This is a genomic window from Agrobacterium sp. SOY23 (assembly GCF_027212525.1).
In the GTDB taxonomy this organism is placed as follows: Bacteria; Pseudomonadota; Alphaproteobacteria; order Rhizobiales; family Rhizobiaceae; genus Agrobacterium; species Agrobacterium tumefaciens_I.
Map to the genome: position 1 here is coordinate 1 of NZ_JAPWDT010000006.1, position 12,216 is coordinate 12,216.

Below are 12,216 nucleotides of genomic sequence, written 5' to 3' on the forward strand. Positions count from 1 at the left end.
TCAACGAAACGCCCGCGCATCGAGGGCACGCAGGTGGCGATCGTCGCCGGGCCCGAAGGCGAGGAAATCCATCCGGATCAATATGGCCGCATCAAGCTGTGGTTCCCCTGGGACCGCAAGGCGAAGAAGGATGGCACGGATACGTGCTGGGTGCGGGTCAGCCAGGCATGGGGCGGCGGCACATGGGGTGCGCAGGTCATTCCGCGCATCGGCATGGAAGTGATGGTCGCCTTTGTCGATGGCGACCCGGACAAGCCGCTCGTCATCGGAGTGGTCAACAATCCGGCCAATTCCGTGCCTTACGACCTGCCCGCCAACAAGACGCGCATGGTGTTGCGTTCCAACAGCCACAAGGGCGACGGTTTCAACGAAATCACCTTCGAGGATGAGGCCGGCAAGGAGAACCAGTTCTTCCACGCCCAGAAGGACCAGACGACCAGGGTCCTGAACGACCGGACCAAGCGCATCGACCGGCACGAGGTCGCCTCGGTCGGCGGCAACCGCGCGGTTGAAGTTTCCGGCAACCAGAAACACGAGATCGGCGGCTCGGTAAACACCGTCGTCGGCGGCACGGGGCCGATGGCGATGATGGCCATGGCTGGCGTGCAGGCGCTCTCCGGGCAGACGGCGGGCCTCCTTTCGCAGGCCGCCCAGATCGCCGGTGGGGGCGGTCCGGGTGTCGCAGCCTTCGCCACCACGCTCGCCTCATCCGCACTCGGCTTCCTCGGCGCAGGCGGTCTTTCCTCGCGTGAGGGCGTCGTTTCCGGCCCGAGCCCGCGTGCGGATGCGGGTACGGCGCTTGCCGGCTCCGGCTCGGGCGTCGGTTCCGATGCTTCGGGATTGTTTCCGCTGCCGGGCATCATGAACACGATCGTCAGCACGTTCAAATCCGACAGCGTCGGGGTGGCGCGGGCAGAACAGATCGGGGTGAGCAAGGTTACGAATGTCGGCCAGACGTCGCTGGAAAGCGTCGGAAAGACAAAGAAGACAACCGTTGGAGAGCGTTACGAAATAAACGTTGGCAAAGCCATTTTCACGCAAACTGAAAATCACACGGTGATCGTCAGCGACAAGATAGTGCTTGCGGCACCGGGCGGCGTTATCGAGATCAACAAAAATGGGGTGTTTATCAAGGCAACCAAGTTCGAGGTTAAAGCAAACGCTGTGAACTTCAAGCGTGGCAGTGCCGGCAAAAGCACGAACAAGCCTTTTGCTGAAGACTGCTCGAAGAAGTAGGGGTTGGCGTGTAACTCAATAGCGAGAAGAGGCAGGAAGTTCTTTCCAAACTGCGTGAGGAGCAGGGGGCTGGCGGAGCCGCGCGTCTTTATGCCGTGGTCGATGCGTCCCGGGCGCCGATGATTATTCCACCAGCGCTTCAAGCCATGACGGACAAGGTAGCATGTCTTTACAGAGGCAATGCGCTTGAAGAGTTTGGAGACGATACGGCCTGGGTCGCAGAGATGACTTCTGACGAAAGCGTATTGCAATGGCTTATCGATAAGGGCTTTGGCAAACGCTGGTCAATTTTTCTGCGAACGTCGCATTCATTGGAAGATGTTGTCCGGCATTTGAGGAAATTTACGATGGTCAAAGATAGTGAGGGGACTATTCACTTCTTTCGTTATTACGACCCACGAACGCTGCGCCAATATCTGCCAGTCCTGACATCAGAGCAGGCCGCCGTTTTCTTCAACGGAATTGAGTGTTTTTATTGTGAAAACGACCTGAAGACGGGAGAATTCCTCAAGTTCCGCTTTGGAAATGGCACTGTACATCGTGAGATCGTTTTGCCTTCTGAAGACACGGGCCAGGCAAAGGCAGTTGAGAGGACATTATCATGATCATTGAATTCGATCCGCGTCAGATGAATGCGATGCTGCACGATGACGACGATTTTACGAATTATTTCACCAGAGAGGTGATGCCAAAGCATCTACCCAGTTTCGCCGATATGGCGGGGTCGCCCCAGGCTGCCGAAATGACACGGTGGGGCAGGCGCTATGCGGAGCATTTCGGCTTTTCCGATCCAGTTTATCAAATTCACTTTGTCGTTTTGATGTGGCGGATCGGCCCGGATTTCTTTCTCTTCGGACCGTATAAATCCATCCTGGGAGACCGAAGCCAAACCGAGGAACAACGTATCGAGCGCTGTAACCTCGAGCCGACCATGAGCCAGGAGGGAAATGCGATTGCGCGGAGCGACAATGCCTTCTGGTTCCCGCAATATATGAAGAACAACATTCTCGGCGTCCCTTATGACGACATCGAGGAGGAGTTCGAGCGTGAGCGTGCTGCCAGGGCGAGAGACGTTCAATGAGCCAGCATCTTGATGATCTCCTCAATGTCCCGGATACACGCGAGCTTGAACTGGCCCGTCGTGATCTGGACATGCTGAACCAGCGCTACACCGAAATCGCGAAAGAAGCGGGTTGACTGGCTGCTTCGTCCGTTCCCGTCGTGGGAGGTGTCGTGGATGTTGCAAGCGCTATTGGAAACGCCTGGACCGGCAACTGGGCAGATGCCGGGCTTGATCTGGTCGGTCTTATTCCTGTCTGGGGTGACGGGGCCAAGGCCGCTGCCAAAGGTACCAAGATCGCGCGGTATGCCGAAAAACTGATGAGCCAGGTTGCCGCCGCTCAGCGCAAGGTCAAAGCGCTCGAAGACCATGTACGAAAGTCGGCGGCGGCATCGAAATATTGGGCTTCCAAGCGTGGCGAAGCCTACCGGAAGCTTCAGGAAGATCTGAGGAAATGCAATACGAAGGCATGCCGCCAGAAAAAGATCGACGAGTATAAGGATGGTGGCAAATACAAGAACATTCCCCGGGAGAAGGGGACGTGGGCCGGAGAACCGGGAAACAGCAAGTGGTCTCCTGAACCGGGATCGAATGCCGATAAAGCCCTGAAAGAATACGGTCAGGATGGGATTTCTTACAAAAACGGGAAACCCGATTTTTCACCATTCGTGAAAAAAGGCCCGGATGGGCAGCCGATTCAGACCCGCATATCTGATATGAAGGGTGACTTGGCTAGAGGGCCGGATGGCGACGTGGGTCAAGCCGTTGGTCCGCTCAAAGAAAGGTATGGCAGCTGGAGCAAGGCTGCCGATGAAAATGGCTTTACGTGGCATCACAATGAAGACACATCAACGATGCAGCTGGTCGACTCGCGGATACATAATACCGGCCAGGGCGGCGGTGCCCACAGCGGCGGCGCTTCTGCAGTCAACGATCCTTCCTATTAGAACGGAGTTGTTCCAATGGTTCTCTTAAAAGATGCGGTTCAATTCCTGGAGGAGAACAACGATTTTCAACGCGTTCCGGATACGACGTGGACTGACCGCGATTTCAGTCGCTTTACGGAACTTACCGGGCTGATCGTTCCGAAACAGCTGGAAGAGGTTCTGAGGCAATACGGTCACTGTGGAACCGAATACAACGATTCATTTCTGGTCGAATACGATGACGGCAGTCGGTCGGTACATGATGTACAGGTGCTTGTTTCGAATTTCGATACCATCGTTTCGTGGCATGACACCTTTATTGCGAATTCCAGTTGGGAAAAACAGTTCACGCTCCCAATGATATTCTTTGGATCGGCGGATTCGGGACATGCCTATTTGTTGATGGATGGCAAAAATCCTGAAAATGGGGCCGTTTACTTCTGGGAAAGGGCGACAGACCCATTTGGTACAGGAAACAACGCAAAAGGGATCGTCAAGCTGGCGGACAGTCTGCCGGAATTCCTGATCAATCTCTCCGCACCAGAAAACCTTTGATGTGTAACGAATATGCTTGGTCTACACAAAAAATGGCGAGCAACCTTTATTGAATCCTGGCCGGACGAAGTGTGCGAGCTAGGGTTACCCTTTGAGCAGTTGCTTATTTCGGAGCAGGATCGTGTCGCCATAGGGAGCAGGACCGCGGCTTTCCGGGACCTGTTCAGTGTAGATGAACTCCCTCAACTGTCAGATGAATTCCGCGTAGCCATTGACGCAAAAACCGCGGTTTTCAAAGAGGGCGCCCATTTTCGCTTCGGTGGATGCAGTTTCAAACAGCCCGGACAATACCAAAAGGGGCCGATCTTCAACAGCGCCCAACTCATGTCTCATATATTGCGGGATAACCCCCGTGTGGCGGGACTTCTTGCCAGTTCACTTCAAGATAAATTTGACGTTTGCATGTTCATACGGCCTTGGAAAGACATTCCGAAATGGTCTGAGTTCAGGCTCTTCATGAAAAACCGGGAATTCCTCGGCGCTTCCCAGTATTTTCATACGGCTTTTTTTCCTGAGATAGAGGCAAATGCCAAATCCATCGCGGCAGCTCTGGTGGATTTTGCGGACCGTTTCAGGGAGGTCGCTCATATTGATGATGCTATCGTCGATATTTACCTGAAGCCTGGTGATGTCGCCGGATTTGAAGCTGTGCTTCTGGATATTAACCCGCTCATCGTGCGGTCCGACCCGTGCCTGTTTCAATGGAGGAACGGGGGGGATTTTGACAGGGGGCTACGCTTCCGGGGCGGGTATAATCGAGTGCTCGCCATAGCACCGTTGCCTTTTGCACGTGCGGCTTGATTTAGTTGAGAAGGAGGAGCCAATGACCGCCAGCCCAGTCTCCCTTAAAGGCCACATGCATGTCTGCCCCAAGGTCGATCCCGGCCCAAGACCGCATGTTGGTGGTCCCGTCATCTCCACCCAACAGAGTTTTGTTACGGTTGAAGGAACGCCGGTCGCAACTGTCGGTGATACCTGTTTGTGCACGGGAGTTCCGACGACCGATACAATTACTGCCGGCTCGTCCTTTGCCGTTATTGATGGAAAGAAGATAGTGCGGCAGGGGGATGCATGCGCGCATGGTGGAAGATTGGTGCAGGGAACCTCCTGGATTACTTTCGAGTAATCTGAAATACGGTGCCGTGACGACAATCTGCCTCATGCAATTGTTTGACTAGCGGAGCCTGTTTCTGCGTTTGCCAGCGGAAATTCTGCCTCTAGTCGCCTGCTCCGAAAGAAACGCACCGGCATCCTCTTCCCGAAGCGGCGGCGCATAGATATAGCCCTGCACCAGCGTGGCGCCGAGGCCTTCGAGTGCGGTGAGCTCGGCTGGTGTTTCCACCCCTTCCACCACGCATTCCAGTTCCATGTCGCGGCTGAGGGTGAGAAGGGATTTCACGATTTTGTAGCTGGCCGGTTTTTCGTGTAGGTCCGTGACGAAGCTGCGGTCGATCTTGATCTTGGTCAGCGGCAATGCGTGCAGTCGCGTCAGGCTGGAGTACCCGGTGCCGAAATCGTCCAGCGAAATGCCGCAGCCGAGACGCCGCAGCATTTCGACCGATTGCCTGACCTGTTCGAAATCATGGGCAAAAGCCGTCTCGGTAATTTCAAGGTCCAGCCGTCGTGCATCGAAACCGCTGTTTTCGATGATGCCGAGCAGGGACAGCACGCCCTCATGGGAATTGAGGTCCTGGGCGGAAAGGTTGAACGACAGGCGCAGGGAGGGTTCCCACTTGGCGGCGGAGGCGAGCGCCATCTTGAGAAGCGGCCGCGTCAGCGAACCGACGATGCCGGCCCGTTCCGCGATGGGGAAGAACTGGCAAGGCGGCACATGCCCGAGAACCGGGCTGTGCCAGCGCGCCAGCGCTTCAAAACCTGCCGTCCTTCCGTCGCGTATATCGACAATCGGCTGGAACACGACCGAAAGCTCGTTTTCCATATCCCGCTGTTTGAGCAGGTGCTCGACGCGGGCTTCGATATTGATCTGCTTTTCGTGCTCCGCATCGAACAGAACGGCATCGCCACGCCGGGTTTTCTTGGCGTGATAGAGGGCATAATCCGCCCTGTCGAAAAGCTGTTCAAGCGTGGAGGCGAGGTTCGGAAACACGGCAATTCCCATGGAAGCGGAAACATGCACGGTGCCTTCCGGCATATGGTAAGGCGCCCTCAATTGCTCGGAGATCGCATTGGCATTGGCGACGAGTTGTGCGTCATCTGGTATGATCGGGGCGACGATGGCGAATTCGTCACCGCCCAGCCGAAAGGCCCTGCTGGCTTTCAGATTGGCGGTGAGGCGTTTGCTGACATTGACAAGCAGCCTATCTCCCACGGAGTGTCCGTAAAGATCGTTAACGGGCTTGAACCCGTCCAGATCGATGACACCCAGCGCCAGCCGGGTTCCGTTGGCCCTGGCTTTTTCGAGTTCGGCCTCAAGATGGGCGAAAAAGGCGCGGCGGTTGGGCAGTTCCGTCAGGCTGTCGATATTGGCAAGCAGCAGGTTTTCGTTGCTGAGCGCTTCCGTGCGCTGTTGTGAAATGACCATGCGCTCGAAATTGCGGTAGTTGGTCAGCAGAATGGACATCATGCCGGTGCAGACCAGCAAAACGTTGATGGCGATGGCAACAAAGGTCGGTTGCCGCGAGGCCAGAAAGAAGGCGATGAAGGCGCCATTGACAATAAGCGTCACCATGAAGGCGGCTGAGCGCACATACATCAGACAGAAAATGCAGGAAATGACGGTAATCGCCATATAGAAAGCGACGTGGGATTGCGTATAGGCATTCCCATAGGGCACCAGCAGGAAAGACCAGAGCGTGAATGCCATGGCGATGCCGGCAGCGAGGCGATTCGTGCGCCGAAGGGCTGAATGCGCCACCCGCGGTTCGGGATCCATGCCGCGCGTCCTCCACCAGAAGGCGACCCTGAGCGTGCAGCCGAGTGTGAAGAGGGCGGGAACTCCAACGGTGAGCCAAAGCGGCGCCAATCGCATATGCGTCATTGCAAGCGCCCATGTGCTTGAAAGCAGGATGAAATACATCATCGGCATCTGTCGGGTGAAAGCGCGGTACTGTGCTTTCAGCAGATCAGGATTGTCGGACCGGACGGACATGAAGTCCTGCAGTTTTTGTGTGGCGGTCAGTATTTTCATTCATGGCTCTTCAAATACAGAGCAGCATTTGTAACATAATTCCCGTTACATCATTGGAAATACACAGGGTTAACCGACAGACAACTGCATCAACCGCAAGATGCAGGCGCTTCGCTTCGCAACATTCCAATGTTTTCGATATTAAATGTTTCCTGCGGGGATATTGTTAGCGGTGAAGCAACCCTTTGCTTCATGCCACGTGTTGCGGCGCATCCATCGAATTGGCATGATCGGCCCGCCCGCTTCCAATGTTCATTAGCTCCCTTTCAACGCCCCTTGAAAAATTTGAACACGCGTGCAATATGAGCGCGTGTTCAAACTTTGAGAAATGGTTCTTGCGCATGGATTCGATCCACTATCCCGATACATTGGCGGCGCGTGCCGAATTGTGCCGCAGCGTTATTCTTTCCGCCGGGGAGTTGGTGCTGAAAGGTTTTCAGGGTGACGCGACGCGCAGCTTTTCGATGAAGGGGCCGCAGGACTTTCTGACGGTGACGGATGCCGCCTCCGAAGCGCATATTCGCGGTGCGATCATGGCCGCTTTCCCGGAAGACAGTTTTTTCGGGGAAGAGGGCGGCGGTGAGATCGGTGAGCGCGTCTGGGTCGTGGATCCCATCGACGGCACCGCCAATTTTGCCCGTGGCATTCCGCATTTCTGCATCTCCATCGCCTATGTTGAAAACGGCCAGACCGAAATCGGGGCGATCTATAGTCCCGCCCTTGGCGAGCTTTATTTCGCCCGTCGCGGCGAGGGAGCGACACGCAACGGTCAGCCGATCCGGACTGCGGAAACGGAGCGATTCGATGCCGCTTCGATCGAGATGGGGTGGTCCACCCGTATCGCGAATGCGACCTATCTCGATGTCGTCAGGAACCTGCTCGATATGGGCGCCAATGTCCGCCGCGCCGGCTCCGGCGCGCTGGCGCTTGCCTATGTGGCTGACGGCCGTTCCGATGGCTATCTCGAATTGCACATGAATTCATGGGATTGTCTTGCGGGGCTGCTACTCGTCAGCGAAGCTGGCGGCGATGTGTGCCCTTTTCTGGAGATCGGCAGTCTTCGGGAGGGCGGGCCGGTGCTGGCCGCAGCCGCCGGTGTTGCCAAAGGCGTCAGTCAGGCATCGAATATAGCGCTCGCCGCGCGGCAGCTGTCGGATCGTCCGCGGGCGGTATCGGCGTGATTTATGGCGGAGGCCCTTTTGCAGAGGGGGCCTCGTGCTTCATGCATGTGGAGGAATGAAATGGATGGACCCGTTTATGCCCGGCCTGCAATCAGCCTGATTGCGGAAGGGCTCGGCCCGCACAATGCCGCGCTTTACATTGGCGGCAGCGATGGTGCGAGCGATCTCGGGCTCCTTCGCCGGCATGGCATCACCACCGTCGTCAATTGCGCCGTCAATCTGGATATCAATCTCGTGCAGGCGGTGGCGGAAGAGGGCGACAGGCGCGCCGTGGGTTATGGCGATATCCGTTATTACAAGCTCGGTCTTATCGATGGCGAGGGCAGCCCCGACACCATGATGCTGGGCGCCTATTACATTCTCGACGGCGCGCTTCGCCAGACCATGCCGAAGCGGGAAACCTATCCCTTTGCAGATGGCGGCAATGTGCTCGTCAATTGTCGCAGCGGCCGCAGCCGTTCCGTCTCACTGGTGGCGCTTTTCCTGCACAAGCAGCAGCCGGATCTCTATCCGACCCTCGACGATGCGCTGGCCGTGATCCGCACGAAGCGGGAATTGCGGCCTGACGAATGGTTCGAGACGCCGAAACCGATGCTTTACGCCGCCGCCCGCCGTGCTTCCGACTGGATCGACATGGTCGAGGGCAGAAAGACCGCTCAACCATGCTGACACGCACGCTTCCCTCCGTTGCCGTCATCGCCGACGCGCATTTCCATGACACGGCAGCCGATTTCGGATTTCCCGGCATCGAAATCGACGGTCAGCGCATCACCATGCGCAGCTGGTCGGATACGCGTGAATCCACCCGGGTTTTCAACGAAAGCGCCGATGCATTGCATGCGGCACTGGAGGAGGTGCGGCAGCGCGGCATTCGCCATGTGGTGCTGCTTGGCGACTATACCGATGATGGCCAACGGGTGACGACCGAAACGCTGAAGGGCATCCTGCAACGCCACGGCGACGCCCACGGTACGGCCTTCTACGCATTGCCCGGGAACCACGATATTTTCGGCCCGTGCGGCCGGCACCACACCAAGGAGTTCCTGACGGAAAACGGCAAATGCCTTTCCGTTTCAAGCGATGCGCGGCGGGCCGGTGAGCGCGTCGTCGTGAGCGACGGGATGTATTGCGAAGGTTATCCTGCGGGCCTTGGCCCGATGGCGGCTTTCGGCTATTTCCGCCAGCCGGATTATCTGCATTGGGAAACCCCTTTCGGTGTTTCCGATGCGCCGGAGGACCGGCTGTACGCGGTGCGCTCACCCGATGGGCGCAATGTCTACCGCCTGATGGATGCCTCCTATCTGGTCGAACCGGAGCCGGGCCTGTGGCTACTGATGATCGACGCCAATATTTTCGAGCCGCTCGATGGTGAGTTCGAAGCGGGCGAGGAGGCGGCTTTTATCGACAGCACCTCCGGTGGCTGGAATGCGCTTTTGCGCTGCAAGCCCTTCCTCATCGACTGGATCGCTGATGTACGCCGCAGGGCGGAGCTGCACGGCAAGACATTGCTCGGCTTTTCCCACTATCCGGCGCTCGATCCTTTCGATGGCGCAAGCGGTGCGGAAGGCGCCCTGTTCGGTGAAACCAATGTCGTGCGCCGCACGCCGCGCAAGGCGGTGGAGGATGCGCTGTTAAAGGCCGGGCTTGCCGTCCATTTCAGCGGGCACCTGCACGTGGAAGGTGTGACCCGGCGCGGGGAGGGCGAAAATTCGCTCACCAATATCGCCGTGCCGTCGCTCGTCGCCTTTCCGCCCGCCTTCAAGATCGTCCACCCGTCGCGGCAGGAAATCCTTGTCGAGACGGTGGAGATGGCCGCTCTGCCGGTCAATGGCCGCATTTGCGATGGTTATGCACAGGAAACCGCACTGACGGGCGAGGCGAACGACCGGGCTTTTGCCGCCGGCAATTACGGTGAATTTCTGCTGGGCCACAAGCGGGCGCTGATCAGGCACCGTTATTTCCCCAAGGAATGGCCGGCCGAGGTCGTCACGGCAATCGCCGACAAAAGCGTTCGGGAGGTTCTCGGCCTGCTTGGAGGGGAAGGCCAATCTTCGTCTGATGCTGCTGTCCTGTCCTTGGACCTGCCGATGTTCGAGCTGATCGCCGACTGGTATTGCCTGCGCCAGGGCGCAGGTCTGGCGCTGCCGCACATCGCGCCGCAACGGCTTTCCCTTTATCGAACGCTGGCGGAGCGCTTCGGTCACGGGCCGGATCATCACGATGGTTCGGTCGAAAGCTTTCTCGAAATCTTCTTCGGAGCCCTCGGCCTGTTTCTCGAGCGTGCCGAAGGCAGCCCCGGCGATCTGGAGCTTAGGCTTGTACCGCAGCGTGAACGGGTTGCGGTTTGATCTGAGGTGTTTGCAACAAGCGCGGCCGCCATGGTGGGGCTGAACCCAGACCGGCGGCGAGGATAACAAGCGGGGTGATCCGATGGAATCTGTCGTGGTCAGCATCAATCTGTTCGGCGCAGTGGCGCTGCTGCTTTTCGGCCTTGGACAAATCAAGGACGGAATGTCGCGCGCCTTCGGCGCCCGGCTTCGCATTGGCCTTGCGGCCGGCACGCGGGGTGGATTTCGTTCTTTCATCGCCGGCCTCGTGGCGACAATCGCCCTGCAGAGTTCGACCGCCACGGCGTTGATGGTCGCCTCTTTCGTCGAAAAGGACCTCATCGCGCCGGCCATGGCGCAGATCGTGCTGCTCGGGGCCAATGTCGGCACGGCGATGACCGCCTGGATTGTGGCGCTTGGGCTTGGCTGGCTGTCGCCGATGCTCATCCTTGCCGGTGTTGTCCTGTCACGCGGAAAATCGGTGCAACGGCAGGGGGCCGGTGCGGCGCTCGCCGGTGTCGGCCTGATGCTGCTTTCGCTGCATCTTCTTTCGGCTGCGACAGATCCCATAAGGCAATCGCCGGCGCTCGGTCTCTTCATCGGCATGCTCGGCAATGCCTGGCCGGTGGCGCTGATCTTCTCCGCCGTATTGGCCGCGCTCGCCTCCTCCAGTCTGGCGATTGTCGTTCTCATCCTGTCGCTTGCCGCAAGCGGCGGGGTTGAAACGAGCCTCGTGATCGTTCTGGCGCTCGGCGCCAATCTCGGCGGCGCGGTGCCGCCGGTGCTGGCGACGCTGAAAGCACCGGTTGCAGCGCGCCGGGTGGCCGTCGGTAACCTCATCGTCAGGGCAATCGGCTGTCTCGCGGCGCTGCCTCTTGCCGGATATGGCGCTGCGCTGCTGGAGATGTCGCCTTTCTCGCACGCCAATCTTGCGGTCGATGCGCATCTTTTCTTCAACCTAGCCGTCGCCGCCATCGCCTGGCCGCTCTCGCCGCTGTTGCTGCGGGTAACGACGGCGCTGTTTCCGGAAAAAGAGAAAAGCGAAAGCCATCGCAGCTATCTCGACAGCCACGATCTCGATCAGCCGGTTGCCGCCCTTGCCGGCGCGAGCCGCGAGGTTCTTCTGGTCGGCGATCTGATCGAGCGCATGCTGCGGCAGGCGGGCGAAGCCATGCGTGACAGCGACGTTGCAAAACTCAATGATATCAGCGCGCTGGAAGGCCGGGTCGACCGGATACAGCACGACATTAAGGTCTATGTCTCGAAGGTGGGGCAGGACGGCTTGAGCGGGAAATACCAGAGGCGTGCGATGGATATCGTCGAATATGCCATCAATCTCGAACATATCGGCGATATCATCGAGAAAGGCATCCGCCCGGAAATCGCCAAGAAGATCGATCTCGGACTGCGGTTTTCCGATGATGGCAAGAGCGAGCTTGAGCGTCTTTTTACCGTCACTCTCGACAATATCCGCATGGCGCAATCCGTCTTTACAACCCGCAATGCCGCGCTTGCACGCCGGCTGGTGGAGGTGAAGGAAGATGTGCGGCGCCTCGAAAAGCAGTCGTCGGAGCGCCATCTCCAACGCCTGCGCGACGGGCGGGCTGAAAGCATTCAAACCAGCTCGGTGCACCTCGACATGTTGCGCGATCTGAAACGCATCAACGCCCATATTGCCGCCGTCGCCCATCCGATCCTCGATGAAAGCGGCCTTCTTATCGAAAGCCGCATCAAGCAGGTCAGTTAGGGGATATGGTAAAGCCGCATGACGGCTTATGCCCGG

Annotated in this window: 12 protein-coding genes; 11 read left to right on the plus strand and 1 reads right to left on the minus strand. The window is 57.9% G+C overall.

All coding sequences use genetic code 11. The features are described from left to right. The 7 genes from O3S81_RS17380 to O3S81_RS17410 all read left to right on the plus strand — a co-directional run. On the plus strand, positions 1-1,236 hold a 1,236-nt coding region (locus O3S81_RS17380; RefSeq protein WP_125146410.1), incomplete at its 5' end, for a type VI secretion system Vgr family protein. Between the two features lie 95 nt (positions 1,237-1,331). Then, positions 1,332-1,841 (plus strand): DUF4123 domain-containing protein, encoded by a 510-nt coding sequence (locus O3S81_RS17385; RefSeq protein WP_269345153.1) that lies wholly within the window; start codon positions 1,332-1,334, stop codon positions 1,839-1,841. Continuing rightward, a complete protein-coding gene (locus O3S81_RS17390; RefSeq protein ID WP_269345155.1) occupies positions 1,838-2,317 on the plus strand; it encodes a hypothetical protein in 480 nt (159 codons plus the stop codon). The genes O3S81_RS17385 and O3S81_RS17390 overlap by 4 nt, the downstream gene beginning before the upstream one ends. A gap of 152 nt (positions 2,318-2,469) precedes the next feature. Then, positions 2,470-3,243 (plus strand): HNH endonuclease, encoded by a 774-nt coding sequence (locus tag O3S81_RS17395; protein WP_269345157.1) that lies wholly within the window; start codon positions 2,470-2,472, stop codon positions 3,241-3,243. Positions 3,244-3,258: 15 nt separating this feature from the next. Beyond that, complete coding sequence (locus O3S81_RS17400) at positions 3,259-3,777, plus strand: SMI1/KNR4 family protein (RefSeq protein ID WP_269345159.1); 519 nt, start codon at positions 3,259-3,261, stop codon at positions 3,775-3,777. A gap of 12 nt (positions 3,778-3,789) precedes the next feature. Continuing rightward, positions 3,790-4,578 (plus strand): hypothetical protein, encoded by a 789-nt coding sequence (locus tag O3S81_RS17405; RefSeq protein ID WP_269345161.1) that lies wholly within the window; start codon positions 3,790-3,792, stop codon positions 4,576-4,578. 22 nt (positions 4,579-4,600) lie between these two features. Beyond that, positions 4,601-4,903, plus strand: coding sequence for a PAAR domain-containing protein (locus O3S81_RS17410; protein WP_080853669.1), 303 nt, complete (start codon positions 4,601-4,603; stop codon positions 4,901-4,903). A 48-nt stretch (positions 4,904-4,951) separates the two neighbouring features. On the opposite strand, the gene O3S81_RS17415 is transcribed toward O3S81_RS17410, so the two are convergent. Then, positions 4,952-6,925 carry a putative bifunctional diguanylate cyclase/phosphodiesterase gene (locus O3S81_RS17415; RefSeq protein WP_269345164.1) on the minus strand — a complete coding sequence of 658 codons (1,974 nt, stop codon included), beginning with the start codon at positions 6,923-6,925 and terminating at the stop codon, positions 4,952-4,954. A gap of 341 nt (positions 6,926-7,266) precedes the next feature. Here O3S81_RS17415 and O3S81_RS17420 point away from each other — a divergent pair, with 341 nt between their 5' ends. From O3S81_RS17420 to O3S81_RS17435, 4 genes are all read left to right on the plus strand, one after another. Then, positions 7,267-8,106: an inositol monophosphatase family protein gene (locus tag O3S81_RS17420; protein ID WP_269345166.1), complete on the plus strand. Its 840-nt coding sequence runs from the start codon at positions 7,267-7,269 to the stop codon at positions 8,104-8,106. Between the two features lie 60 nt (positions 8,107-8,166). After that, positions 8,167-8,775 (plus strand): dual specificity protein phosphatase family protein, encoded by a 609-nt coding sequence (locus O3S81_RS17425; protein ID WP_003522018.1) that lies wholly within the window; start codon positions 8,167-8,169, stop codon positions 8,773-8,775. After that, positions 8,769-10,454: a metallophosphoesterase family protein gene (locus tag O3S81_RS17430; RefSeq protein WP_269345168.1), complete on the plus strand. Its 1,686-nt coding sequence runs from the start codon at positions 8,769-8,771 to the stop codon at positions 10,452-10,454. Before O3S81_RS17425 ends, O3S81_RS17430 begins: the two co-directional genes overlap by 7 nt. Before the next feature lie 82 nt (positions 10,455-10,536). Beyond that, positions 10,537-12,180, plus strand: a complete 1,644-nt coding sequence (locus tag O3S81_RS17435; RefSeq protein WP_269345171.1) for a Na/Pi cotransporter family protein — start codon at positions 10,537-10,539, stop codon at positions 12,178-12,180. Positions 12,181-12,216: the final 36 nt, after the last annotated feature.

Coding starts and splice junctions, on each gene's coding strand:
- O3S81_RS17390 (WP_269345155.1), top strand. CDS start 1,838: ATGATCATTGAATTCGATCCGCGTCAGATGAATGCGATGCTGCACGAT.
- O3S81_RS17400 (WP_269345159.1), top strand. CDS start 3,259: ATGGTTCTCTTAAAAGATGCGGTTCAATTCCTGGAGGAGAACAACGAT.
- O3S81_RS17405 (WP_269345161.1), top strand. CDS start 3,790: ATGCTTGGTCTACACAAAAAATGGCGAGCAACCTTTATTGAATCCTGG.
- O3S81_RS17410 (WP_080853669.1), top strand. CDS start 4,601: ATGACCGCCAGCCCAGTCTCCCTTAAAGGCCACATGCATGTCTGCCCC.
- O3S81_RS17415 (WP_269345164.1), bottom strand. CDS start 6,925: ATGAAAATACTGACCGCCACACAAAAACTGCAGGACTTCATGTCCGTC.
- O3S81_RS17420 (WP_269345166.1), top strand. CDS start 7,267: ATGGATTCGATCCACTATCCCGATACATTGGCGGCGCGTGCCGAATTG.
- O3S81_RS17425 (WP_003522018.1), top strand. CDS start 8,167: ATGGATGGACCCGTTTATGCCCGGCCTGCAATCAGCCTGATTGCGGAA.
- O3S81_RS17430 (WP_269345168.1), top strand. CDS start 8,769: ATGCTGACACGCACGCTTCCCTCCGTTGCCGTCATCGCCGACGCGCAT.
- O3S81_RS17435 (WP_269345171.1), top strand. CDS start 10,537: ATGGAATCTGTCGTGGTCAGCATCAATCTGTTCGGCGCAGTGGCGCTG.